The 24991-nt window shown below is 70.6% G+C and carries 19 protein-coding genes; 8 read left to right on the top strand and 11 right to left on the bottom strand.

Annotated features, from left to right (window positions below; genetic code table 11):
* Positions 1-234: 234 nt before the first annotated feature.
* The 8 genes from trxA to ACFWTE_RS07245 form a co-directional block, all read right to left on the bottom strand.
* Entirely contained in the window at positions 235-558 is a 324-nt protein-coding gene (gene trxA, locus ACFWTE_RS07280; protein WP_378778457.1) for a thioredoxin, read from the bottom strand.
* Positions 559-639: 81 nt separating this feature from the next.
* On the bottom strand, positions 640-1572 hold the full coding sequence (gene trxB / locus ACFWTE_RS07275; protein WP_378778456.1) for a thioredoxin-disulfide reductase: 933 nt from the start codon (positions 1570-1572) through the stop codon (positions 640-642).
* Positions 1573-1919: 347 nt separating this feature from the next.
* Entirely contained in the window at positions 1920-2780 is an 861-nt protein-coding gene (locus ACFWTE_RS07270; protein ID WP_378778455.1) for an anti-sigma factor family protein, read from the bottom strand.
* Complete coding sequence (gene sigM / locus ACFWTE_RS07265) at positions 2777-3403, bottom strand: RNA polymerase sigma factor SigM (RefSeq protein ID WP_378778454.1); 627 nt, start codon at positions 3401-3403, stop codon at positions 2777-2779. Before sigM ends, ACFWTE_RS07270 begins: the two co-directional genes overlap by 4 nt.
* A 21-nt stretch (positions 3404-3424) precedes the next feature.
* Positions 3425-5005 (bottom strand): protein kinase family protein, encoded by a 1581-nt coding sequence (locus ACFWTE_RS07260; RefSeq protein ID WP_378778453.1) that lies wholly within the window; start codon positions 5003-5005, stop codon positions 3425-3427.
* A 280-nt stretch (positions 5006-5285) separates the two neighbouring features.
* Entirely contained in the window at positions 5286-7070 is a 1785-nt protein-coding gene (gene murJ, locus ACFWTE_RS07255; protein WP_378778460.1) for a murein biosynthesis integral membrane protein MurJ, read from the bottom strand.
* Between the two features lie 150 nt (positions 7071-7220).
* Entirely contained in the window at positions 7221-9062 is a 1842-nt protein-coding gene (gene murJ, locus ACFWTE_RS07250; protein WP_378778452.1) for a murein biosynthesis integral membrane protein MurJ, read from the bottom strand.
* Between the two features lie 160 nt (positions 9063-9222).
* Positions 9223-11865, bottom strand: coding sequence for a DUF6049 family protein (locus ACFWTE_RS07245; protein ID WP_378778451.1), 2643 nt, complete (start codon positions 11863-11865; stop codon positions 9223-9225).
* A 373-nt stretch (positions 11866-12238) separates the two neighbouring features.
* Between ACFWTE_RS07245 and ACFWTE_RS07240 the strand changes: the two genes are divergently transcribed.
* The gene (locus ACFWTE_RS07240; RefSeq protein ID WP_378778450.1) at positions 12239-13738 is read left to right on the top strand and encodes a CCA tRNA nucleotidyltransferase; all 1500 of its coding nucleotides are present in this window, start codon (positions 12239-12241) and stop codon (positions 13736-13738) included.
* A gap of 18 nt (positions 13739-13756) precedes the next feature.
* On the opposite strand, the gene ACFWTE_RS07235 is transcribed toward ACFWTE_RS07240, so the two are convergent.
* Positions 13757-14482: a class I SAM-dependent methyltransferase gene (locus ACFWTE_RS07235; protein WP_378778449.1), complete on the bottom strand. Its 726-nt coding sequence runs from the start codon at positions 14480-14482 to the stop codon at positions 13757-13759.
* Positions 14483-14933: 451 nt separating this feature from the next.
* Between ACFWTE_RS07235 and ACFWTE_RS07230 the strand changes: the two genes are divergently transcribed.
* Positions 14934-15455: a GNAT family N-acetyltransferase gene (locus tag ACFWTE_RS07230; protein WP_378778448.1), complete on the top strand. Its 522-nt coding sequence runs from the start codon at positions 14934-14936 to the stop codon at positions 15453-15455.
* Positions 15456-15534: 79 nt separating this feature from the next.
* On the opposite strand, the gene ACFWTE_RS07225 is transcribed toward ACFWTE_RS07230, so the two are convergent.
* Both ACFWTE_RS07225 and ACFWTE_RS07220 read right to left on the bottom strand, forming a co-directional pair.
* A complete protein-coding gene (locus tag ACFWTE_RS07225; RefSeq protein ID WP_378778447.1) occupies positions 15535-16830 on the bottom strand; it encodes an MFS transporter in 1296 nt (431 codons plus the stop codon).
* A gap of 61 nt (positions 16831-16891) precedes the next feature.
* Positions 16892-17962, bottom strand: coding sequence for an inositol-3-phosphate synthase (locus tag ACFWTE_RS07220; protein WP_378778446.1), 1071 nt, complete (start codon positions 17960-17962; stop codon positions 16892-16894).
* An 862-nt stretch (positions 17963-18824) separates the two neighbouring features.
* Between ACFWTE_RS07220 and ACFWTE_RS07215 the strand changes: the two genes are divergently transcribed.
* The 6 genes from ACFWTE_RS07215 to ACFWTE_RS07190 all read left to right on the top strand — a co-directional run bounded on the left by ACFWTE_RS07215 (position 18825) and on the right by ACFWTE_RS07190 (position 24916).
* The gene (locus ACFWTE_RS07215; protein ID WP_378778445.1) at positions 18825-21761 is read left to right on the top strand and encodes a transglycosylase domain-containing protein; all 2937 of its coding nucleotides are present in this window, start codon (positions 18825-18827) and stop codon (positions 21759-21761) included.
* A 251-nt stretch (positions 21762-22012) separates the two neighbouring features.
* Positions 22013-22303, top strand: coding sequence for a 30S ribosomal protein S6 (rpsF, locus tag ACFWTE_RS07210; protein WP_267947333.1), 291 nt, complete (start codon positions 22013-22015; stop codon positions 22301-22303).
* 122 nt (positions 22304-22425) lie between these two features.
* The gene (locus tag ACFWTE_RS07205; RefSeq protein WP_378778444.1) at positions 22426-23034 is read left to right on the top strand and encodes a single-stranded DNA-binding protein; all 609 of its coding nucleotides are present in this window, start codon (positions 22426-22428) and stop codon (positions 23032-23034) included.
* A 114-nt stretch (positions 23035-23148) separates the two neighbouring features.
* A complete protein-coding gene (gene rpsR / locus ACFWTE_RS07200; RefSeq protein WP_013155832.1) occupies positions 23149-23385 on the top strand; it encodes a 30S ribosomal protein S18 in 237 nt (78 codons plus the stop codon).
* A gap of 27 nt (positions 23386-23412) precedes the next feature.
* The gene (gene rplI / locus ACFWTE_RS07195) at positions 23413-23859 is read left to right on the top strand and encodes a 50S ribosomal protein L9 (protein WP_378778443.1); all 447 of its coding nucleotides are present in this window, start codon (positions 23413-23415) and stop codon (positions 23857-23859) included.
* Between the two features lie 223 nt (positions 23860-24082).
* Positions 24083-24916 carry a peptidoglycan recognition family protein gene (locus ACFWTE_RS07190; protein ID WP_378778442.1) on the top strand — a complete coding sequence of 278 codons (834 nt, stop codon included), beginning with the start codon at positions 24083-24085 and terminating at the stop codon, positions 24914-24916.
* Positions 24917-24991: the final 75 nt, after the last annotated feature.

Raw genomic sequence — 24991 nt, 5'->3', positions numbered from 1 at the left:
GTCCCGGGGGGGGTTGTAACCCTAAAACCCCCCCCCCCGGCCCGTTCCGCCCTCACCGCGGGCGGTCCGTGTTTCACGTGAAACACGGACCCGCGGAGGGTGGAGCCCCCGGGGCTCCCGGAACCCCCGTGCGACGCCCGGAGGGGGCACCCCGCTGGGTCGGACACCAGGACAAGGAGAGGCCCCCAGGGTGGACCTGGGGGCCTCTCGTCGGCCGTGGTGCCGCTCGTCCGGTTACAGGAAGTCGGAGAGTTCCTTCTCCAGGACGCGCTTCGGCTTGGCGCCGATGAGCTGCTTGACGACCTCGCCGTCCTTGTAGAGGTTCATCGTCGGCAGCGACATGACGTTGTACGCGCGCGGCGTCTCGGGGTTCTGGTCGGTGTTGAGCTTGACGACCTCGATCTTGTCGCCGTACTCCTCCGCCAGCTTGTCCAGAACCGGGGCCATCTGCTTGCACGGACCGCACCAGTCGGCCCAGAAGTCGACCAGGACGGGCTTGTCGCTGGCGAGGACCTCCTCCTTGAAGGTGGCGTCCGTGACGTGCTTGACAGTGGACATGCTTCTCCTTGGTTCACCTGGTGGCGGATGGCGGGGGGCGGGAGCCGACTCTCTCGGCGGGCCCGGGGGAGGGTGGGTGCGTCAGTTGCCCTGCGCCGCGAGGAAGCGCTCGGCGTCCAGAGCGGCGGAGCAGCCCGTGCCGGCGGCCGTGATCGCCTGGCGGTACTGGTGGTCGACGACGTCACCGCAGGCGAAGACGCCCTCCAGGGTGGTCCGGGTGGACGGGAACTCCACCTTGACGTAGCCCTCCTCGTCCAGCTCGATCTGCTTGTCGAAGAGCTCGACGCGCGGGTCGTGGCCGATGGCGACGAACAGGCCGGTCACGTCGAGGGTGCTCGTCTCGCCGGACTTGTTGTTGAGGACGCGCAGACCGGTGACGCGCTCGGTACCGAGTACCTCGGTGACCTCCGAGTTCCACAGGAAGCGGATCTTCTCGTTGGCCTCGGCGCGCTCGACCATGATGCGGCTCGCGCGCAGCTCCTCGCGGCGGTGGATCACGGTCACCGACGAGGCGAAGCGGGTGAGGAAGAGGGCCTCCTCCATGGCGGTGTCGCCGCCGCCGACCACCGCGATGTCCTGCTCGCGGAAGAAGAAGCCGTCGCAGGTGGCGCACCAGGACGTGCCCCGCCCGGAGAGCTCCTTCTCGCCGGGCACGCCCAGCTCGCGGTACCCGGACCCGGTGGCGAGGATGACCGTGTGCGCGAGGAAGGTCTCACCGCCTGCGACGACCTCCTTGACCGGCTTGTTCAGGTTCACGGAGGTAACGTCCTCCGGGACCAGCTCGGCTCCGAAGCGCTCGGCCTGCTTGCGCAGGTTGTCCATGAGGTCCGGCCCCATGATGCCGTCGGGGAAGCCGGGGAAGTTCTCGACCTCGGTCGTGTTCATGAGGGCGCCGCCGGCGGTGATCGAACCCTCGAACACCAGCGGGCGCAGCTCGGCTCGGGCGGCGTACACAGCAGCGGTGTACCCCGCCGGTCCGGAACCGATGATGATGACATTGCGGACGTCACTCACGCTCGTAGGCCCTTCACACAGTTGCTGCCCTGGCCACGCGTCGTGACGTCAGGGGAAGATGGTTAGCACAACCGATGGTAGGCGCACGGCATTCCCCTCCGGCCATCCGCCCAGCTTACGGGGGCGGGGTATGCGTCGCGGCCGTGCCAGACCCCCGTGTGCGCCCCTCAGGGGCCCTCCTGGCGGCCTTCCGGCGCCGCCCGAACAACCAGGGCGAACGTGCCCGCCAGAAGCCCCCACAGGGCGTTCGCGGCCAGGGAACCGGCCGCGAACGCGGCGTTGCCACCGTGCTCCGCGGAAGACGTCGCGCGGGGCCCTTCTGCGGAGCACACCCGACACGCGGGAACTCAGGGCTTGGGCACGCTCTCCTGGGCGAGCACGCCCTCGGAGGCGTCACCGCCCTGCGCGCAGAGCGGGTCGACCACGTACACGTCGTACTCGTCGCCGTCGAGGGCGAACATGGCCCACGCCCGGGTCGTCCCGTCGCCGTAGTGCGCCTCGTCGACCAGGGTGAACCGGGTGCCGAGTTCCTCACCGAGGAGGGCCGCGCACTCGTCCACGCCGGGCGGTGAGGTCTCCTCCACCGCCAGGGGTTCGGTACCGCCGTCCTCCGGGGTGTTCCCCACGGGGGAGAGGCCGAGGGTCCGGGACGCCTGCTCCGCGAGGTCCGTGCCGGTGTAGACGGTGCCGCTCCGCACCACCTGGGGCGTGTAGGCCTGGGCGGTGTCGGGTGCGGCCTCTTCCTCGTCCTGCTGGAGGGGTGCAGCGACGCCGCCAGGTTCGGCGCTCTCCTGTACGGCCGGTCCGTTGAACAGGGCCGCGCCACCGCCGGCGACGACCGCCGCCGCGGCGGCCACCATCATCAGCCGGGGCAGGTTGACACCGCCGAAGCCCCGCCGTCGGCGGGGGAGCGGTGTGACCGTGGCGTGAGTGGCGGCGGGCACGGGAGCTGAGTCCGACCCTCCGCCGCCCTCGGCCCGCTCGCGCGCCGCTTCGGCGACCCGCCGGTCGAGGAGGTCGGCCAGGTCCCGGGGCATCGCGGGGACAGGTGCGGCGGCCAGCGCCTCCGTGACCCCCGTGAGCTCTTCCAGGGTCGTCGCGCAGGTCGCGCAGGTCTCGATGTGGGATGCGACGGTACGTTCCTCGCCGGGCTCCAGGAGCTCCTCGGCGAAGAAGGCGAGTGCCTCCACGTCTGGATGGGACGTCACGATGGGTTGGCACCTCCTCTCCCAGATGTGACGTCCCGGGGGTGCCGGGGGTTCCTCAGATGGGCCAGTGACGGAAGAAGTTTGGCGCGACCCCTGGCACACCGGCTCTTGACCGTGCCGGAGGCCACGTCGAGGATCTCCGCCGCCTCCTCCACGCGGTAGCCCAGCATGTCCACGAGGGTGAGGGCCATCCGCTGGTCCAGCGGGAGCAGCTCCAGGGCGGCGTGCACGTCGAGCCGTGCCTCGGTCTGCGACGCGTGGTCCGGCGCGCCGCCGGTCCGGCCCAGCCGCTCGTTGGCGACCACGTCCAGCGTGGTGTCCTCGGTGGGGGTGGCGGGTCGCACCTTGCGCCGGCGCAGCCGGTCGTGGCACGCGTTCACCACGATCCGGTGCAGCCAGGTGGTCACCTGGGACTCCCCGCGGAACCGGTCCGCGGCGCGGAACGCGGACAGGAACGCGTCCTGGAGGGCGTCCGAGGCCTCCTCGGGGTCGCCCATCATCCGCACGGCGACAGCCCAGAGGCGCTCACGGTGGCGGCGAACCAGTACCCCGAACGCCTGTTCGTCACCCTGAGTGTGCCTCGTCAACAGCTCCCGGTCAGGAAGCTCCTGGACCGCGTCCATCAGCGCTGATCACATACCCCACTACTCGATGCCGCGTACCTCGACCTCGTTGACGCTCCCACGGTAGTCCCCCCCGTTCTGGGGCAGGGACGTGAACCAGACCAGGACGTACTGACCGTCGGCGGGCTCGTCGAGGACGACCTCCTGGGAGCTGCCGCTGCCACTGCCGACCACCTCGTAGTCGTCCTCCGAGTTCCCGTCGGCGTCGCCGACCCGGATCTCGAACTCGTACCCCTCACCGCCGAGGTCGAGGTCGACCACGTGGATCTCGCGGCTCTCGCCGAGGTCGAGCTGGAGGCCGACGCCGGGCTTGATCATGTCCAGCGGGTCCCTGTAGCCCTGGGTGTTCCAGGCGGTGTCGGCCGCGCCGTCCCAGGCCAGCGGGGCGTTCTCGCTGTGCTCGTCGGTGTTTCCGTGCGGGTTGAGGCCGCGCGAATCCGTGATCTCCAGCGCGGTCGCCTCCGCGGCGTCGTTCGCCGAGTCGTCGGCGGAGTCCGCACTGGGGGTCGCGGGGTCGTCGTCGGACTGCATCATCGAACCCAGCGTCCAGGCGCCCACGACCACGGCGGCGAACAGCACGACCGCGACGACGCCGACGACGACCTTCCTGGGCGAGGCCTGGTCACGGGCCGCCCTCTGGTCCATGCGCGAGGGTGCGGGGCGCTCCGCCCGGGGGGCGGAGGCGCTGTGGGACACGGCGGTGCCGCGTGTGCCGTTGCTGCGTGCGCTGCGGCGGGGACCGGAACCGGTGGTGTCGAGCTCGCCGGTGCGCCGCGAGGTACCGGGTTCGGGGGGTGGCGAGGACTCCGCGGGGGAGACGGGGAGCGGGATGAGCCGGGGGACCTCGGCCATGGCGGCGCAGAAGTCCGCCGGGGTGGTGATCGGCGGTCCGGGCACCATCTGGCCCGCGAGCTGGGGCAGGGCCGCGCGCGTGGTGATGGTGTTGAGGGGCTCGGTGACGCCCTGTCTGATCTGTCCGGGCGGGTAGGGGCCCGCCGACCCCTGGGGGGCAGCGGGGAGACCGCTCTGCGGACCACCGGGCCAGTGCCCGGTGAGCGCCGCGTACAGCAGGTTGCCCAGCCCCTGGGCGTCGACCGCACCGGGGTCGGCCACGGTGGCGCCGAGCAGGGCCGCGTCGACGCCGATGCCGGTGACCTTGACGGCTCCGCCGCTGCTCCACATGAGCTTGCTCGGGGTCAGGCACAGGTGGTAGAGGCCGCCTGCGTGCGCGGCGGCGATGGCCTCGGCGGCCTCGGCGACCAGGCCCGCGGCGCGCTCGGGCTCCATGGGGCCCTGGGAGAGGAGGTCGGAGAGGGAGGATCCGATGACCCATTCCTCGACGACGTAGGGGACGGGGGTGGTGTCGTCGGCGTCGAAGACCTGGGTGACGCGGGCGTCGGGGATACGGCTCGTGGCCCTGGCGGCGCGTACGACCTCGGACGTGCGCGGGAAGCCCTCGGTGAAGGTCCACACCGCGACGGGCCGTGCGAGGGTCTCGTCTGTGGCCTTCCAGCGGGTGGCCCCACCGGTCTCACTCACCACTTGGTCGAGGCGGTACCGGTTGGCCAGCTTCGCCCCGGGTTCGATCAGGAAGGTGCTCATGTTGGGAGTGACGGACGCCAGTGCCGTGAGCTCCGCGCGCTCCTCCCGCACACGGGTCCCTGGGGACCGGAGCGGTGCGGGGTGTGCGCGAGGGGGTTATCGGCCCTGCCTGCTGTCCCCAGCCTCCCTTCGGGCAGCTCGGATGAACATTGCTGTAGCGGTAAAGCGATGCGTGTCCATGCTAGGACGCCTGAACAGCATCTTCGGAGGACATGGGATGCTCATCCACCTTCCGGGGCGTATCGGTGCTCGGCTACCCAACGTCATCCATTCCTGGTGATCAGCGGCGTCGCAGCCGTGTTCTGAGCAAATCGAGGAACGATGTGACTTCAGTCACATTCAGGAACTTAGCGGCAACAACGAACAGTACGGCACCGACGACGCCCCCGGCCAGCATCGCGGCAAGACCCGGCCACAGATCACCCGGCAGTCCCCGGAAGGCGTAGATCATCGCCAGTCCGAAGGCCGCGGCGGGCACGGTGGCCACGTGCAGCTTGAACAGTGTCGACGCGGCGTGGCGGCCGTCCATGCCGTTGAGCTTGCGGTGGAGCAGATACCACATGATGACCGAACCGACGATGTAGTAGAGACCGTACGGCACGGGCAGCCACACCACGACGTGTTGCGGTTCGACGACGAACAGCAGCGCGATCGCCGTCACGGCGTGGGCGGCCTCCGAGGGGATCGACACCAGGGCCGGGGTCCGGGTGTCCCCCAGCGCGTAGAACACGCGCATCTGGAGCTGGAACAGCGTGAACGGGATCAACATCACGCAGAAGACCATCAGGATGCGGCCGATCGCCGCCGCGTCGGACGCCGTCGTGCTGCCCTGCGCGTAGATCATCACGCAGAACGGGATGGCGAAGACGATCATCGCGACCGAGATCGGCACGATCAGCACCGACGAGAGCCGGAACCCGCGGGAGAAGTCGTTGCGCACCTGGTCCTTGCGCCCCGCCGCCACGTGCTCGCTCATCCGCGGCAGCAGCGCGGTGATCACCGACACCGCGATGATCGCGTACGGCAGCTGGAACAGCATCGACGCGAACTTGTACGCGGTGATGCCCGCCCCGGAGTCGAAGCCCAGCTCCGCCGCCCGGGTTCCCGCACGCGTCGCCACGTTGGTGGAGACGAGCGCGCCGAACTGCGCGACCACGATGTAGAGCATCATCCACGAGGCGGCGCCGGCCGCCTCTCCCAGACCCGAGCCGCGCAGGTCCAGACGCGGCCGCCAGCGGAAGCCGGCCGCGGCCAGCGCCCACACCAGGACCGAGGCCTGGAGCACCTGGCCGAGGGCGGTGCCCAGGCCCAGCAGCATCAGTTCACCGGAGGTGACCGTCTCCGGGGTGCGGCCCGGACCCGCGATGGACATGAACCACAGGAGGATGCCGATGATGACGACGTTGTTGAGCACCGGCGCCCACATCGGGGCTCCGAACCTGTTGCGCGCGTTGAGCATCGCGCTGGCCAGGCCGCTCGCCCCGATGAAGAAGATCTGCGTCACCAGGTACCGGGCCATGACGACCGACACCTCGTACTGCGCGCCCGTGAACTCGCCCGCGTAGATCCGGATGAACCACTCCGCGACCAGGACCGACAGGAGCGTGATCACGAACAGCGCCAGCAGCATCAGGGTGACCAGGCGCTGCTCGGTCCTGTCCCCGCCGTCCGGGTCCAGCTTGCGCCGCTTGACCAGGAAGGGCACGAACACACTGGCCAGCAACCCGCCGATGAGCAGGTCGTAGATCATGTACGGGACCATGCCCGCGGTCTGGTAGGCGTCGCCCAGCAGCTGGGTACCGATCGCCGCAGCCAGGAGGATGGTCCGGACGAACCCCGTGACCCGGGAGACGATGGTGCCCAGCGCCATGATCGCGCTGGACCTGGCGATGTTGCCGGGGGCGGTGTGGGAGCTGCCACCGATCTCGTCGCCGTCCTCCATGCGGTCGGCGGTGCCCACGTCACCGATGTCGCTCGGATCGCGGACGGTGCGGAGCCCGGTCTCGGGCGCACCGTCCGGCTCGTCGCGCTCGTACGTGTCGAGCACGTCCTCCGGCATCACCATGTGGCGCCGCCGGCGCGTGGCCGGTTCCGCGGGTACCCCGCTCGGTGCGGGGTCCTGCTCTCTGGCGTGGTCGCTGGGCACCGTCGGGACGTCCTTCTCTCGGTCTGGGCGGGGGACCTGCGGCGGGATCAGAGCCGTGGCGCTACGGCATCAACGACGCAGGCGCCCGCGGATGAGTTCCATCGCCGCGCTCAGTTCCGGCACGCGCAGCAGTCGCGCGCACCCGAGGAAGAGCAGCGCGCCGAGGACGCACCCGGTGACCGGGGCCCCGATGTAGGTGGCGAGGCCGGGGCCGACGTAGGTGTCGAAGAACCAGAGCACACCGAGGCCGGCCGCGATGCTCGGGACGACGGCCAGGTGCAGGCGCAACATTGTGCCAATGATGTGCTTTCCGTCAAGTCCCCCGATACGCCGGCTCAGGACCAGTCCGGCGATGGTCAGGCCGGACAGGAACGAGACCATGAAGCCCGAGGCAACGCCCACGACCACCAGGTTCGGCGGAAGCACCAGGTAGGAGACCAGGGCCAGCCCGCTGTGCACGGCCAGGTTGGCGGCGCCGATCATGGCGGGCGTGCGGGTGTCGCCCATGGCGAAGAACACGCGCAGCATGAGCTGGAAGACCGTGAACGGCACCAGGCCCAGCGACATGACGGCGAGGATCTGGCCGATGCTGGACGCGTCACCGACCGAGATGGACCCGCGCGCGAAGGCCAGGACGGACAGCGGCTCCGCGAACATCGCCACCGCGAACGCGGTCGGCACCAGTACGAACGCGGAGACGCGCAGCGTCCGGGAGAAGTCCCAGCGGACCGCGTCCCAGTTCCGGTCGTCGGCGTGGGCGCTCATCCGGGGCAGCAGCACGGTGATGAGCGAGACGGCGATGATCGCGTACGGCAGCTGGAAGAGCTGGTACGCCAGGTTGTACGCGCTGATGCCCGCGCCGACGTCGAGGCCCTCCTCGATGCTCGCCACGTTCGCGGCGTTGGCGATGTTGGTGGTGATCCACAGGCCGGCCTGTGTGAGCAGGGTGTAGAGCATCATCCACCCGGCGGTGCGCACCGCGTCGCCCAGCCCGGAGCCGCGCAGGTCCAGGCGGGGGCGCCAGCGGTAGCCGGTCCGGGAGAGGGCGACGAACAGCACGACCGCCTGGAGCAGCATGCCGCCCGCGGTGCCCGCGCCGAGCAGGGTGAGCTGGCCGTCGGTGATGGTCTCGGGGGTGCGCCCGGGGCCCGCGACCCACAGGAACACGGCCGCCACGGACATGATGACGATGTTGTTGAGGACCGGCGCCCACACGGCGGCACCGAACTTGCCCCGCGTGTTGAGCATGGCGCTCAGCAGCCCGCTCAGACCCACGAAGAAGATCTGCGCGAGCAGGAACCTCGCCAGGTAGACGGACGCCTCGAACTGGGCCGGCGTGAACCGGGACCCGTACATCCAGATGAGGAATTCGGCCGCCAGGATCGCCGCGGCGGTCAGGAGGAACAGCGCCAGGACCGTGGTGGTGAACAGGCGGTCCTCGGTGGCCTTGCCCCCGTCCGCGTCGTTCTTACGCCGCTTGACCAGGAACGGGATGATGACGCTGGCCATCAGCCCGCCGATGAGCAGGTCGTTGAGGATGAAGGGGATCGTGTGGGCCGTGTGGTAGGCGTCACCGAGGAGGTGGGTGCCGATGGCGGCGCCGAGCACGATGGTGCGGGCGAACCCGGTGAGCCGGGAGGCCATGGTGCCCACGGCCATGATCATGCTGGAGCGCATCATCCCGCCGGAGTCCGACCCGGAGCCCGCGCCCGTGTCGGCGCCCGCCGTGTCCGGGCCGGGGCCCGTCCCGGCCTCCGGTGCGGGGACGACGCCGGGCTCGGGCAGTTCGCCCTCCTCGAAGGAGGGCGTGGGTCCGCCGCTGGGACGGATCGTGCTCTCACCCGGGAGGGAGCCTTCGGGCTGGGGGGAACGGCGGTGTTTCCCGCTGCCGTTCGGAGAGTCGGTGACCACCGTGGATCAGGGTTCCTTTCGTCCGACTGGGAGGGTCCGGCCGCGGCGCCGTGGTCCGGCGCCTGTCCGGTCGGGCCGGCACACGCGGCTCGCCGCCGCGTGTGCCGACATGGAGACGTGCGGGTGTGTCGACATGACGTCCTGTCGGTAAGGAGTCGTGTCACCCATCGGTTCGTCGGGGCTCCGGGGGCACTTCCCGGAGCCGTCCGGGCCCCGTTCCGCGACGTTTCGCGTCGTCCCCCTCGGGACTCGCGGCCGGGGGATCCTCGGGGGCCCCGGCGTTCGGCGGGGACGAGGAGCCGTCGGGGCCGTCGGACTCCTCGGAGTCCTCGTCCCCGGCGTCTTCGCGGGGAGCGGACTCCCGGGGTGAGCCCCCGGGGTGCGCTGGTTCCACGGGCGTGCCGCCGGTACCGTCCGGCTCGCCGTCGCCGTCGCCGTCGCCGTCGCCGTCGCCGTCCTTGACCTCCGCGGCCTCCGCGGCGTTCGAGCGGGCTGCCTGCTTGCGGGCCCACTTGCGCAGCGCGCGGGGGGCCAGCGCGGCGACCAGGATCAGCAGGCCGATACCGCTGATGAGCAGCGCCTGGGTGCCCAGACCGGTGGCGTTCACCGGGATCACGGTGTCCTGCGTGCTGATCGGCTCGCCCGCGGAGTTGTGCAGGCTCACGGTCAGTTCGGTGCGGCCGTTGACCCGTGCCGACAGCGGAACGTACACCGTGGTCTTCGCACCGGGGTCGATCTCGAAGTAGTCCGTGTACGAGCCGATGCTCAACCGCTCGGAGTTCTCGGAGAACACCGACAGGCGCACGATGACGGCCTGGTCCTCCAGGTCGTTGGCCACCAGGACACCGGTGGTGCCGGTCTGGCTGGCAAGGGTGACCGGCTCGCCGGGGATGACCCGCACGTCGCCCGTACGGCCCTGTACCGCGTCCAGGACGAGGGACCGGGTCGCACCCGCGAGGGCCTCCTCCTCCCGCCAGTACACGGACTGCAGGCGCAGCAGGGCCGGGCGGAACGGGTCGACGTCGTCCACCAGGACGCTGTTGAACAGGCGCACGTCGTTGTTGACGTCCTCGACCTGGCCCAGGTACGTGGGGCTGAGCTCCTGCTCGGCCTCGCGGTCCGGGTAGTCCAGGTTGCGCCGGGTGTCCTCGCGCTCCTCGGGGTCGGCCGGTTCGATCTCGTCCAACTTCTCCGGGGACAGCCAGGGGAGGTCGTCGGAGGCGGCCAGAACCCCGTCGGCGAACTCCGGGCTGGGGTTCCAGCCCGGGCCCGGTGAGGCGACGACCACACGGTCGCCGCCCGCGTTCTCACCGGCGATCATCGCGGTCTCGGCGGCGAAGCGCTGCAGCGCGAGGGCGGACTCGCCCGGCTCCCACGACGGCATGGACAGCACGTCGGAGATCCCGGAGTCGGCCACCAGCGCGAACGGCTCCTCGGCCGTCTCCTCCTCCGGCGCAGACAGGGGGGCCTGGGCGGTGGGGGTCGTGGACATCCAGGACGCGGGCGGCATGGCGCCCTCGTCCAACAGGAAACGGGTGGAGCCGTGGGAGGCGAACAGCTCGTAGACGGGGTCGTCCATCAACCCCTCGGGCGGCAGCGCGAAGGCGCCGTCGGCATCGAAGGTCAGGGCGCGCAGGACCGCTTCCTGCCCGATCCGGATCGAGGCCTCGGCGTCGTCACCCATGTTGTTGCGCAGCAGGGCACCCAGGTCGGGGTTGGCGTAGGGGGTCGCCACGACCGTGTCGCGGGCCAGCACCGCGCGCGCCTCGCGCAGCCACACCTGGGCGGACTCGTCCGCTCCGAGCTCGTGCCGGACGGGATCGGACTCCGCGGGCACGTCGAGGAGGCCCTCCAGGACCTCGTGTTCCCCACCCGCCATCCGGCGGATGTCGTCGAGGGTGCCGGGGTCCACCGCCCAGGTGATCGGCACGCCCTCGGTACGGGTCGGCCGCGGCTCCTCCTCGGGAGCGTCGGCGCCCTCGCCGTCGTCCTCGCCCTCGTCGGCGTCCGGGTCCTCCTCGTCGCCGTTGCCCTCGCCCTCGGTCGCCTCCTCGGTGGGGAGCGACTCGGCGGTCTCCTCCGCGGTGGCCTCGTCCTCCTCCGCCGGGGACTCCTCGGGGGGCCCGTTGAGGCCGAGCAGCTCGACCAGGTCCTCCTCACCGGCCTCGAAGTCCAGGGGAACCTGCGCACCGGCGGCCAGCAGGCGGCCCAACCTGCCCTCCGCGCCGACGGAGTCGTGCAGGTCGCCGCCGAGGAAGGTGTCGTCGTCGGCGCGCTGCGGCCGGTCCATCAGCGGCCACACCCACGCGATGTCGACGGAGGGCACGTCGTCGTCCCCGCCACCCGTGTAGGGGAGGAAGGTGTACTGGGAGCCCAGGACGCCGCCGTCCGCGTCGACGGCCTCGACCACGAGCGGGTACACGCCGTACGACGAGAGGTCGAGGTCCTCGACCGGCACGCTCAGCGAGTACTCCTCCGAGGTGTCCGGCGGCAGGGCGGAGGCGATCTCCTCGTCGGGGCCGGACGCGCTGGGCTGCCAGCCGTCCCCCGAGGCGAACTCGTCCAGTTCGTCACGGTTGGTGAACGGGTGCCGGGAGTAGCGGACCCGGACCGTCACGTCGCGCACACTGTCCGCGGTGGTGTTGGTCACCTCGCCCGCGATCCGCAGGGTGCTGTCCTCGCGGACCACGTCCGGTGTGATGCGTTCGACGACGAGCGGCTCGATGGAGCCGTCGTCCTCGGGTTCCGCCAGCGCGGGTGAGTGCGCGGCCGGTATCGGGAGCAACGCGGTGGTCATGGCCATGACCACCGTCGCGGAGGCAATTCGACGCAACGCTTGACCGGTTTCCTGATTCGGGGCCAGGTGGCCGTCCCGCCGGGGAACACGGTGAAGGGGCGGAGACGCTCGGGGTGCCCGCACGGCGCACACGGCGTACACGGGTCGGGTGGGCGCGAGATGACCGCGGTCCTACCACTCCACCCGAAGATACCGTCTTCCCTGCCCCACGGGTCGGGGGAGACCGTCGTGTGGCGCCCGGCGGGGGCCCACTCTTTCATCAAACGGGTGTGCTCCACCAGAGCCGACGCCGACCTGTGGACGGCGAGGCGCTTCCGGGAGCAGCGGAAGACGGCAATCGATTCGCAGTTTGGGCGGGGGGCCGCCTAATCTGCGTGGTGTGCCGAACACAGAGTTTTCGAGTGAGAACGACGCCGACCAGCGGCCGGACGCCGAGGCGGTCCCGGGAACGGGATCGCTCAACGGTGTCCAGCGCGCGGCGATCACCGCGCTGGCGGAAACCGTCCAGCCGGTGTCGGACGAGCTCGGCGCCCACTTCGCGTCGCACGGCCAGGAGCTCGCCCTCGTCGGCGGCCCGGTTCGCGACGCGCTCCTCGGCAGGCGCTCCAACGACGTCGACCTGACCACCGACGCGGTCCCCTCGCGCATCCTGGAGCTCGTGGACGGCTGGGCCGACTCCGTGTGGACGGTCGGCATCGAGTTCGGCACGGTGGGTCTGCGGAAGAAGAACCACCAGCTGGAGATCACCACCTACCGCAGCGAGTCCTACTCTCCCAAGTCCCGCAAACCCGATGTGGCCTACGGCACGAACATCCACGACGACCTGCTGCGCCGCGACTTCACCGTCAACGCGATGGCGGTGCGCCTGCCCGACCTGGAGTTCGTGGACCCCTTCGGCGGGCTGGAGGACCTGCGCGCCGGGGTGCTGCGCACACCGGGACGCCCGGAGGACTCCTTCAGTGACGACCCGCTGCGCATCATGCGCGCGGTGCGCTTCGCCGCGCAGCTCGGCTTCACGCTCGCGCCCGAGGTCGCCGAGGCGGCCCGCGACATGGCCGAGCGCCTGTCCATCGTCTCCGCCGAGCGCGTGCGGGACGAGCTGACCAAGCTCATGGTCAGCCCCGACCCGCACCGCGGTATCGAGCTGATGGTGGAACTGGGCATCGCCGAGTACGTGCTGCCGGAGGTCCCTAAACTCCGCCTGGAGATCGACGAGCACCACCGGCACAAGGACGTGTACGAGCACTCGCTCACCGTTCTCGACCAGGCCGTCGACCTGGAGCGGGCGCGCGGCCACGAGCCGGACCTCGTGCTGCGCCTGGCCGCTCTGCTGCACGACGTCGGCAAGCCCAAGACGCGCGAGTTCGAGGGCGGGGGCCGGGTCACCTTCCACCACCACGAGGTGGTGGGGGCGTCGATGAGCCGCAAACGGCTCACCGCACTGCGGTTCCCCAAGGACGTCGTCGCCGACGTCTCCACCCTGGTCGGGCTGCACCTGCGCTTCCACGGGTACGGCAAGGGGGAGTGGACGGACTCCGCCGTGCGCCGCTACGCCCGCGACGCGGGCTCCCAGCTGGAGCGGCTGCACATCCTCACCCGGGCCGACTGCACCACGCGCAACCGCCGCAAGGCGGCGGCGCTGTCGAGGGCCTACGACGACATCGAACGGCGCATCGGGAAGCTGGCCGAGCAGGAGGAACTGGACCGTATCCGTCCCGACCTGGACGGCAACGAGATCCAGGAGATCCTCGGACTCGCCCCGGGACCGGTGGTCGGCAAGGCGTACCGCTTCCTTTTGGAGCTGCGCCTGGAGAACGGGCCGATGAGCAAGGAGGAGGCGGCCGGGGAGCTGCGCACCTGGGCGGCCGAACACCTGTAGGGGAGCGGCGGGCCGCCGTCAGCGGCGCGGCTTCACCGCGGTGACGGCCATCGCCATGCCGAACACCCTCAGCGGGGTGCCCTCCAGGCCGTCGGCCAGGGACTGGAGCCCTCGGGGGCGGCGGTCCAACGGCGGCATCACGTAGTCGATGGCACGCACGCTCAGGCCGACCGCGCGCAGCAGGCGGCCCATCTCCTGGGTGGTGAACACGCGCGCGTCCGACATCCGCTCGTGCAGCGGCCGGACCCAGGGAAGGAACGGCGCGGTCAGGGCGGACCGGCGCCGGTCGCCCCACAGCACTCCGTGGGTCTCGAACGGAAACCACCGGTTGGGTGTGGTGAGGGAGAACGCCCCGCCCGGCTTCAGCACGCGGTTGACCTCCGCGAAGCTGCCCTCCAGGTCCTCGATGTGCTCGACCACCTCGAACGCCGTCACCCGGTCGAAGGTGTTGCTGTCGAAGGCCAGCGCTTCGGCGGACATCTTGTGGATGCCGATCCGGTCCTCGAATCCGGTGCCGGCGATCCTGTCCGCGAACGCGTCGAGCAGGCCCGGATCGACGTCGATGGCGTCCACCCGCACGTAGCCCTGGGAGAGCTCGACCGTGTACGTGCCGTCTCCGCACCCCACGTCCAGCAGCCTGTCCCCGTAGACGGGCAGCTGCCGGGACACCGCCCCGATCCGCTTGGTCACCCCGCGCGCCCCGAAGGCGCTGGAGGGATTATTGAGGCCCGGTTCGCCGACCATGCCGCACCATCCCTGTTCGTCGACAAGTCTTTCCCGGGACACTACAGCAGGTGATTCGAAGGTCACGGAGAGGAGGAAGGGTGGGGGAGGGGGCGGGCGGGAGGGCCGTGACCGCGGCGGGACCCGCACGGATCCCTCCGGTCGGGGCGCCGGGCCGCTCCCTCCGGGCACGGGAGGGCACGCACCCGACCGTCGACTCATCGCCATCTCGCCATGTCGTCCTGTCGCCGTGTCGCCGTGTCGCCATCTCGCCATGTCGTCCTGTCGTCCCGTCGACACGGAGGGGGACCGGCAGGTGCGGAACGCTCCGGGACCGGTGCGGCCAGGGGCATCGACGGCGCCCCGCCGCACCCCCGGACAGGATCGACCCGCTCCCGCCGAACGCTGCCGAGGGGCCGCGCGAGTGACCCCCGCCCTTGTCGTGCCAGTTCGGAGCCGGGAAACTGGCCAGGTGACGATCACCACCTGGTACCTGGAGTCCACCGACCCCGCCGACCTGCGTCCGGCGCGGAAACCGGAGGCGGACCTGCGCTTCTCCCGGGCCGAGATGCCCAGTCCGGTGCTCAGCCGGTTCATGCACGGCGGCGAGGTCGGCGGGGACTGGGAGGGGAGCGACGGGCTCGGGTTGTCGGCGGAGCAGTGGCGGGAGTGGGTGGACCACCCGGGCCGCGAGACCTGGGTCCTCTACGAGGAGGACACTCCGGCGGGCTACGCGGAGCTGGACGCCCAGCCCGACGGTGCGGTGGAGATCGCCTACCTCGGACTCGTGCCCGGCTACCTCGGCAGGGGCATGGGCGGGCACATGCTCACCTTGGCCCTGGAGCGCGCCTGGGACCTGGCCGGGCGCTGGCCGGACCGGGATCCGACCCGGCGGGTCTGGCTGCACACGTGCTCCCTGGACGGCGAGCACGCCCTGGCCAACTACCTGGCACGCGGCCTGAGGGTCTACGAGGAGACCACCGAGCGGGGCTGACGGTCCCGGCGGTGGTGCCCGCCCCGGGACGACACGTCGACACGTCGACACGTCGACGGGTCGTCCTGTCGACACGTCGCTACGCCGCCTCCCGCGCCGCCTCGGGCCCGGGGGCGCGGAGGCCGCGCACGACCCAGGCGGCCGCCATGGCCAGGTAGGCGGTCGCCATGCCCGCGACCACCGGTGCACTGGTCCCGGAGGGCGGGACCAGGACGGCGGCCAGCGCCGCGCCCAGGACGAACGTCGCGTTGAAGAGCACGTCGTACACCGAGAACACCCGACCCCGGAACGCGTCGTCGACATGTCGCTGAACCAGCGTGTCGACGGTGACCTTGACGCCCTGGGAGACGAAGCCGAGAGCGAACGCGGCGACGGGGAACAGTGCGGGGGAGAAGGGCAGCCCGAACACCACCAGCGCCACGGCCGCCGCCGCCAGTTGGAGGGCGATCCAGGTCCCGGGCGCCATACGGGAGGTCGCCCACGGAGTCGCCACGGCACCCAGGAGGAACCCGGTCGCCAGGAGCCCGGCGGCCACCGAGAAACCGGCGAGCCCGGCCGCCCCGCCGTCGGTGAACGAGTTGTTGTACAGCAGCAATGTCAGCAGGGTCGAGACGCCGAACAGGATCCGGTGGACGCCGATGGTGGCGAGGGCGTCCCGCGGGGCGGGGCGGGCCCACAGGTGACGGATCCCGGACACCATGCCCCGCACCACGCTGTGCACGGCGTCCCTGACCTCGGCGGGTTCGCGCTCCAGGTGGGGCCCCAGCTCCCGGCGGCCGAGGGCCAGCGAGACGAGGGCGGCGCCGGCGAAGCCGAGCGCGGCCACGAGGAGGATCGCCCCGGCCCCGAGGGCGGCCTCGCCGCCGACCGTCCCGGCGGCCAGGCCCGCCCCGGTCCCGAGGGAGCTGGCCGCGGTGCCGCAGGTCGGCGTGACGGCGTTGGCCGTCATCAGCTTCTCGCGGGGCACGACGTAGGGCAGGCCGGCGGAGAGGCCGGACAGGAAGAAGCGGTTGACGCTCAGCACCAGGAGCGCCGCGACGAAGAAGGCCGGCCCCTCGCCCGCGGACACGAGGAGGGCGCTTGCCACCGCGAGCGCGGCCTTGGCCAGGGAGGACAGGAGGAGGACCTGTCGGCGGGGCCATCGGTCGATCAGGACCCCGGCGAACGGCGCCACCACCGAGAACGGTAGGAGCAGGACCGCGAAGGCAGCCGCGACGGCGCCCGCGCTCGTGTGCTGCTCGGGGTTGAAGAAGACGAAGCCGGCCAGCCCGGCCTGGTAGACCCCGTCCGCGAACTGCGAGACCAGCCGGGTACCGAAGAGCCGGCGGAACCGGGAGCCCCGTAGGACAGCGCGCAGGTCGCCGAGGAAGGACACGTGCCTCAGAGTAGGGCGTGCCCGGGGCTGTGGGGGCCCGGGCACGCCCTCACCAGGGCCGTTACTCGCCCGCGATGAAGCGCTCGACCGCGTCGTGCGCCTCGGCGTCGCTGTACTGGATGGGCGGGGACTTCATGAAGTAGGAGGAGGGCTCCAGGATCGGGCCGCCGAGGCCGCGGTCCTTGGCGATCTTGGCCGCGCGGACCGCGTCGATGATGATGCCCGCGGAGTTGGGGGAGTCCCAGACCTCCAGCTTGTACTCCAGGTTGAGGGGGACGTCGCCGAACGCGCGCCCCTCCAACCGGATGTAGGCCCACTTGCGGTCGTCGAGCCACGGCACGTGGTCCGACGGGCCGATGTGCACGGATCCGGCCTTGAGCTCGTGGGGGATCTGCGAGGTGACGGACTGCGTCTTGGAGATCTTCTTGGACTCCAGACGATCACGCTCCAACATGTTCTTGAAGTCCATGTTGCCGCCGAAGTTCAGCTGGTAGGTGCGGTCCACGATCACGCCCCTGTCCTCGAACAGCTTGGACAGCACGCGGTGGGTGATGGTCGCGCCGATCTGCGACTTGATGTCGTCGCCGATGATCGGCACGCCGGCACGGGTGAACTTGTCGGCCCACTCGGGGTCGGAGGCGATGAAGACCGGGAGGGCGTTGACGAAGGCGACGCCCGCGTCGATCGCGCACTGGGCGTAGAACTTGCCGGCCTCGTCGGACCCCACCGGGAGGTAGGACACCAGGACGTCGGCCTTGGTGGCCTTGAGGGCGGCGACCACGTCGACGGCGTCCTCGGGGGACTCCTGGATGATCTCGCGGTAGTACTTGCCGAGGCCGTCGTAGGTCGGGCCGCGCATGACGGTGACGCCGGTCGGCGGCACGTCGCAGATCTTGATGGTGTTGTTCTCGCTGGCCGTGATGGCGTCGGCCAGGTCGTGCCCGACCTTCTTGGCGTCCACGTCGAAGGCGGCGACGAACTCGATGTCGCTCACGTGGTACTGGCCGAACTGCACATGCATGAGGCCGGGTACCCGGGACTCGGGGTTGGCGTCCTTGTAGTAGTGAACGCCCTGCACGAGCGATGCCGCACAGTTGCCGACGCCCACGACGGCTACACGTACCGAACCCATTGGTCCTTGCTCCTTCTTCTCCGCGAACATGGATTCCACAGCGCACGGCGACGGCCCCGCGCCGGAGGCGGTCCGGGGTTCGTCGTCCTGCGTTCGTCTTCCGTATGTGGTCAGCAGCGAACACGGCGTTTCTGTTCCCCAGAGGCGGTCACCGGCTGCTGGGGGTGGAACGTGCATGTCTGGCTGTTTTGTTCAGCTATGACTCTATCTCCGCTCGCTCACGGACCCGTCTGTCACATCGGCGGTCCGACCGCCCGGCACCACCCGGACCCCCTCCGTCCAGCGGGTATTCGGAGATACTGGGGGCAAAATCTCACACACTGTCCCCGACCTGCGTGGATGGGCGCTCCGTCACGGAGCGTTTGCGCGGCCCCCGTACCTGCCGGCGTTCGGTTCCCGTGCCTGAACAGGCGTAACGGGCGGTTCGGGGTAGAAGATGACCGGACGTCCCATGAGGCGCGATAGCCTCGCGCGTGGGTTGTGCTATACCGTGCCCTCGCTCTAACGTGACCTTTGATTTGCGTGCGTAGCCGGTAGAGCCCCCGGACAAAGCCCCTGCCGCGGCGACGTCCCCTCGGCACGGAGCACCGATGAACGGGCAGTGCTCCCGCAGGCCAACGATCAGGAGGAAGAAGCGGCTAACGTCTTCGCGACCTGTTGAAAACCCCGAACCGCCTCTGGGCGTCCCTTTTACCAAGCCTTGAACGACCGGTGAAGAGGCGGACACGACCCCCCAGGGTCGCTTCGCCCAGGTCGCACGAGGAACAGGTCGCGGATTACCGATCCCCCAGGGGGACCGTCCCCCCGTTTCCACCAAGGAATCGTCAGGCCCACCGGCCGTGAGAGGCAATCGAGGACCCACGTGAGTACCGAACGACGACGGAATGCCGACGGTGGCCGTCGCCGGGCCGAGGGCCCGGGCGACGGTCCACGAGGCGACGGCGGAAGGCGTAGGGCCGACGGCCCGCCGCCGGGCGACCAGGCCGGAGGCCGGCGTCGATCTGGCTCCGGGGGCGGTGCCCGCCGGGGTGACGGCGGAGCCGAGCGCCCGCGCCGCCCGCGCCCTCCCGAGAACGACGCGCGCTCCGAGGGCCAGGGCGGCCGTCGCAGAGCCGAGGGCGAGCGCCCGCGTCGCCCCGAGGGTGAGCGCCCCCGCAGGCCCGAGGACGGCGACCGCCCCCGGCGCCGAGCCGAGGGCGAGCGCCCGCGCCGCCCTGAGGGTGAGCGCCCCCGCAGGCCCGAGGACGGCGACCGCCCCCGGCGCCGAGCCGAGGGCGAACGCGGCGGACGCCCCGAGGGGCAGCGGCGCCGACCCGGTGACGAGGCGCGCTCTGGCGGACGGCGCAGGGCGGGCAACGGCCCCCGCGACCCCCGCGACCGCGAGCACGGATCGCGCTCGGAGGGCCGCCGCGCCGCAGGCCGGGGCACCCGCGCGGCTGCCGGTTCCGGCGGGCGCGGAGGCGGCGGACGCCGCCGGTCCCGTGACGAGGAGCCGGACGACCGCCCCTGGTACAAGCGGTTCTTCGCCAAGGCGTGGAAGCCCGCGCTGGCGGCCTTCGGCCTGATGGTCATCGGCGGCGTGGCCGCCTTCGCCGTCCTGTACGCACAGGCTCCCAACTCGGATGAACTCACGACCAAGGCCGAGAACGAGTCGTCGGCCACCCAGATCAGGTGGGCGGCGGAGGGTGACGAGGCCCCCGAGGTCGCGGTCACCACGGGTGAGGTAAGGCGCGTCGCGGTCAACGTCGAGGACATCCCGGAGGAGGTCATCGACGGCGTGCTCGCCGCCGAGCAGCGCACCTTCTATGAGGACCCGGGTATCAACATCGTCGGTATCGGGCGCGCCGTCCTCTCCCGAGGCGAGGCCGGCGGCGGTTCCACCATCACCCAGCAGATGGCCCGCAACTACTACAGCGACCTGGAGTCGGACGACCGCATCGTCCGCAAGATCCGCGAGATCTTCATCTCGATCAAGCTGGGTCAGCAGCGGGAGCCCGACGAGATCCTGGAGGACTACCTCAACACGATCTACTTCGGCCGCGGCGCCTCGGGGATCGAGATGGCCTCCCAGGCCTACTTCGACAAGAGCGTGACCGAGCTGGGCTACGAGGAGGGCGCCTTCCTGGGCCTCATCATCCAGATGCCCAGCAACTTCGAGGGCTCGGAGCTGGGCGACTGGACGAAGACGTACCTTGAGGAGGAGCGCTGGCCCTACATGCAGAACCAGCTCGCCCTCATGAACGAGGAGACCTCCCGGGGTCTGCCGCGCAGCGAGGCCGAGGCACTGGAGATCCCCGAGCGGATCCCCTACGACCCCAGCGCCGACACCGAGGTCGACCCCAAGTTCGGCTACGTGCGCGACGCGGTCATCAAGGAGATCACGGAGCGCTACGAGGGCTCGGGCATCACCGCCGCGACGATCGCCACCCAGGGCCTGGTCGTCGACACCTCCCTCGACCCCACGCTCATGGAGGCCGCGACCGGGGCCTTCGACGTCCTGCCCGGTACCCCCGACGACACCATGAAGGGCCTCACGGCGGTCGACCCCTCCACGGGTGAGATCCTCGCGTTCCACGGCGGTCCGGACGTGTCCGCCGTCGTCAACAACTCGCTGCACCACCGGACGCAGGCGGGGTCGTCGTACAAGCCCTACGTGCTCGCCACGGCGCTCAGCAACGACATCAGCCTGCGGAGCATGTTCGACGGCGACTCGCCGCAGACCTTCCCGGAGCTGGAGAGCCCGGTGCAGAACGCGGGCGACGTCAGCTACGGGCCCGTCGACCTGATCCAGTCCACCGCGGACTCGGTCAACACCCCGTTCGTGGAGCTGACATCCCGGCTCGGCGCCGCGGCGGTGGACGAGACCGCCGTCGCCGCCGGTGTGGGTGAGGACCAGGTCACGACCTCCGTCCAGGGCCCGCTGGTCGCGCTGGGCACCCACCAGGTGACCGCCCTCGACCAGGCCTCCGCCTACGCCACCTTCGCGGCGGGCGGACTCCACAAGCCGGCGCACATGGTCACCGAGCTGAAGCGCGCCGACGGCACGGTCGTCGAACCCGACGACGCGAACGAGATCGAGGAGGGCACCCAGGTGGTGTCCGCCGACGTCGCGGCCGACGTCACCTACGCCATGACCCAGGTGGTCGAGGCGGGCGGTGGCACCAACGCGGCGCTCCCCGACGGCCGTCCGGTCGCGGGCAAGACCGGTACCTCCAGCGGGGCGGTCTCCGCGTGGTTCGTGGGCTATACGCCCCAGCTCGTGGCCGCGGTCGGGCTCAGCCGGGCCGACGCCAACCTCTCACTGGAGTTCGAGGGGCAGCCCGAGAACGAGATCTTCGGTGGCAGCACGTCGGCCAACGTGTGGAAGGAGTTCATGACGACGGCCGTGGACGGCATGCCCATCGAGAACTTCCCGCCCCCCGCCTACGTCGGCACGGAGCAGAGCTTCGTGCCCACGCCCAGCCCGAGCGACGATCCCCCGGAGGAGGAGACCGAGGAGCCGTCGGACGCGCCCTCCGAGGACCCCCCCTGCGACCCCGCGGCCCCGGACATGAACAACCCGAACTGTGAGGACGTGGAGTCCCCGCCGGAGTGCGAGCCGCTCGACTTCGAGTGCCAGAACGAGGAGGAACCCGGGAACCCCGAGGAGTGCAACCGCCCGAACGCGCCGGACTGGTGCGAGGAGCAGAACACCCCGGGCGACCCCGGTGACGATCAGAGCGACGACGACGATGGCTTCCTCCCTCGGAGCAACACCACCGAGAACAACCGCCTGATCATCCTCGGCCGCGACGAGTGACCCCGTCCCGCCTCGGCGGGAGGGCCGACTGACAAGGGCCGGTGCGCGGAGTCTCCGCGCACCGGCCCTGTCGCGTGTCGAGCCGTCCACAGGCATCACCGGTGGTACGCGGCGGCTGGTAACCTTGGGGGCTGTATGGCTCAGAGTCCGTGCGACGCCCGCCGACGACGGCGCGGAACCGAACACGGGCTCCTGCCCTCCTGCCATGGAGATTCCATGGCCGCAACAGTCCAGAGGAGGAACGCACGCCTATGCGTCGTTACGAAATCATGGTCATTCTCGACCCGAACCTCGACGAGCGCACCGTCGCCCCGTCGCTGGAGAACTTCCTGGGCGTCGTGCGCAACGACGGCGGCTCGGTCGAGAAGGTCGACATCTGGGGCAAGCGCCGTCTCGCCTACGACATCGACAAGAACCCCGAGGGCATCTACGCGGTCATCGACCTGACGGCCACGCCCGCCACGGTCAAGGAGCTCGACCGCCAGCTCGGTCTCGCCGAGGCCGTGCTCCGCACCAAGGTCCTCCGGCCCGAGGTCCACTAGGACGGCGTTGCCCGTTCCCCCTCTCCCCTGGCCCTTCCGCCCCGTTCTGTCAGTACCGGCGCGGATGATCAGGGGAACAGGCGAAACCGCCTGATCCGACTACCTCGAACCGGAGCCCATCCATGGCAGGCGAAACCCAGATCACGCTCGTCGGCAACCTCGTCGACGACCCTGAGCTGCGCTTCACGCCCAGTGGAGCCGCGGTCGCCAACTTCCGTGTGGCCTCGACGCCTCGCACCTTCGACAAGCAGTCGGGGGAGTGGAAGGACGGCGAGTCCATGTTCCTCACCTGCACTGTCTGGCGGCAGTACGCGGAGAACGTGGCCGAGAGCCTTCAGCGGGGCATGCGCGTCATCGTGCAGGGCCGGCTGAAGCAGCGCTCGTACGAGACCCAGCAGGGTGAGAAGCGGACCGTCTTCGAGATCGACGTCGAGGAGGTCGGCCCGGCTCTGCGCAGCGCCACCGCCAAGGTGACCAAGACGCAGCGCCAGGGTGGCGGCGGCTTCGGCGGCGGCAACGGTGGCGGCGGTGGCGGCGGCGGTTTCGGTGGAGGCCAGCCCCAGCAGGGTGGTGGCGGCTACGGGAACCAGGGCGGCGGATTCGGCGGGGCGCAGAGCGGCGGAGGCCGCAGCGGTCCTCCGGCCGACGACCCGTGGGCGACCAACGGTGGCGGCGGTGGCGGCGGGTTCGGTGGCGGCGGCGGAGGATTCTCCGACGAGCCCCCGTTCTAGCGGACCACCCCGCACCACGTAACACACGACCCGGTGCCCCAGGGCACCGTGTCACCTTTCCATCCACAGACCATCCCCGGGAAGACCCCGGGGCTCTTGCGAAGGAGCACCACGATGGCGAAGCCGGCAGCGCGCAAGCCCAAGAAGAAGGTTTGCCTCTTCTGCCAGGAGAAGCAGTCCTACATCGACTACAAGGACACCACGCTTCTCCGCAAGTTCATCTCCGAGCGTGGCAAGATCCGTGCCCGCCGCGTCACGGGCAACTGCACCCAGCACCAGCGTGACGTCGCGACCGCGATCAAGAACGCGCGCGAGGTGGCCCTGCTGCCCTACACCAGCACCGCTCGCTAGCGGCGATATCCGAGGGAGGTTTTTGTCGTGAAGCTGATTTTGACCCACGAGGTCAACGGTCTCGGAGCCCCCGGCGATGTCGTCGAGGTGAAGAACGGTTACGGTCGCAACTACCTGCTGCCCCGCGGGTTCGCCATTCGGTGGACGCGCGGCGGTCAGAAGCAGATCGACCTGATCCAGCGCGCGCGTTCCGCGCGTGACATCCGCACCCTGGACGAGGCCAAGCAGGTCGCGGGCCAGGTCGGTGCTCTCACCGTGCGCCTCCAGCAGCGCGCCGGCGAGGGTGGTCGTCTGTTCGGTTCGGTCACGCCCGCGGACATCGTCGACGCCGTCAAGGCGACCGGCGGTCCCGAGCTGGACAAGCGCCGTATCGAGGTCAAGAACCCGATCAAGTCCGTCGGCAGCCACAAGGTCCAGGTCCGCCTGCACCCTGAGGTCTCCGCGACGATCAAGCTGGACGTCGTCGGTTCCTGATCCCAGGCACCGGACGCGTCAGGGCCCCGTCTCTCCTCGGAGAGGCGGGGCCCGCTTTTTTCGGGGTGGGTCCGCGTGGGTCGAGGTGTGCTTTCTCGGGGTGGGGGTCTTCCTGACACGCCGCGTTACCAAAAGCAACGCTTTGGTTACTCTTTGTAACCTATCGTGTTGTCTGTGTTGGTGTCGCACAGCGCGGCGCCCCGCGCGGAGAGGACGACGACCGATGGCCGTGGAGAGAACGACCGATCCGAACCGACACCCACTGCTGGACCGCAGGACACTCCTGCGCGGAACCGCCCTCGCGGCCGGGGGCGTGCTCCTCGGCGGGGTGATGGGAACCGCACCGGCTGGTGTGGCCTCCGCCGCCGCGAAGCCCAAGCTGTACACGCGCGCGGACTGGAACGCCAGGCCACCCAGGAACAAGATCGAGCTGCTGTCCAAGGGACCCACCCACATCGTGGTGCACCACACCGCGACGGGCAACGTCTCCGACACCTCGGCGACGCACGCCGCCTCGCTGTCCCGGGCCATCCAGCGCTACCACATGGACAGCAACGGGTGGAGCGACACAGGACAGCAGCTCACGATCAGCCGGGGCGGTCACATCATGGAGGGCAGGGACCTGTCCCTCCATGCGATCGGCAGCGGCAAACACGTGGTCGGTGCGCACACCGCCAACCACAACGCGCACACCATCGGGATCGAGAACGAGGGGACGTACTCCTCCGAGGCCCCGCCCCAGGAGCTGATGGGCTCCCTGGTCGACACCTGCGCGTGGCTGTGCCTGGTGTACCAGCTGAACCCGGCGGAGGCGATCGTCGGCCACCGGGACTACAACTCGACGAGCTGCCCGGGGGACGAGCTCTACTCGATGCTTCCGCAGCTGCGAAAGGACGTGGCGAGCACCGTGCGCAAACAGCTCAGCCACCTGAGCCGGGTCACCGGAACGGAGCTGACCCTCGAGGAGCTGCCGACGTACCCGAGGGTTCCGCAGGCAGAGCGGGCTGTGCCGTACTACCACGGCCCGGCCGTCGGTGACCGCGACGCGCCCCCGTGACCTGGGGGGCCGCACACGAGCCCACGCCGGAGAGCCGTCCCGTCCCCCCGGGGCGGCTGCTTCGTCTTCCGGGGG

It is taken from the genome of Nocardiopsis sp. NPDC058631 (assembly GCF_042716955.1).
Lineage (GTDB): Bacteria > Actinomycetota > Actinomycetes > Streptosporangiales > Streptosporangiaceae > Nocardiopsis.
This window is presented reverse-complemented; position numbering and strand designations above follow the sequence as displayed.

What these genes read in the sequence shown, in the direction of transcription:
- trxA (WP_378778457.1), bottom strand. Translation starts at nt 558, where the DNA reads ATGTCCACTGTCAAGCACGTCACGGACGCCACCTTCAAGGAGGAGGTC.
- sigM (WP_378778454.1), bottom strand. Translation starts at nt 3,403, where the DNA reads ATGGACGCGGTCCAGGAGCTTCCTGACCGGGAGCTGTTGACGAGGCAC.
- ACFWTE_RS07260 (WP_378778453.1), bottom strand. Translation starts at nt 5,005, where the DNA reads ATGAGCACCTTCCTGATCGAACCCGGGGCGAAGCTGGCCAACCGGTAC.
- murJ (WP_378778460.1), bottom strand. Translation starts at nt 7,070, where the DNA reads ATGGTGATGCCGGAGGACGTGCTCGACACGTACGAGCGCGACGAGCCG.
- ACFWTE_RS07245 (WP_378778451.1), bottom strand. Translation starts at nt 11,865, where the DNA reads ATGGCCATGACCACCGCGTTGCTCCCGATACCGGCCGCGCACTCACCC.
- ACFWTE_RS07235 (WP_378778449.1), bottom strand. Translation starts at nt 14,482, where the DNA reads ATGGTCGGCGAACCGGGCCTCAATAATCCCTCCAGCGCCTTCGGGGCG.
- ACFWTE_RS07220 (WP_378778446.1), bottom strand. Translation starts at nt 17,962, where the DNA reads ATGGGTTCGGTACGTGTAGCCGTCGTGGGCGTCGGCAACTGTGCGGCA.
- rpsF (WP_267947333.1), top strand. Translation starts at nt 22,013, where the DNA reads ATGCGTCGTTACGAAATCATGGTCATTCTCGACCCGAACCTCGACGAG.
- ACFWTE_RS07205 (WP_378778444.1), top strand. Translation starts at nt 22,426, where the DNA reads ATGGCAGGCGAAACCCAGATCACGCTCGTCGGCAACCTCGTCGACGAC.
- rpsR (WP_013155832.1), top strand. Translation starts at nt 23,149, where the DNA reads ATGGCGAAGCCGGCAGCGCGCAAGCCCAAGAAGAAGGTTTGCCTCTTC.
- ACFWTE_RS07190 (WP_378778442.1), top strand. Translation starts at nt 24,083, where the DNA reads ATGGCCGTGGAGAGAACGACCGATCCGAACCGACACCCACTGCTGGAC.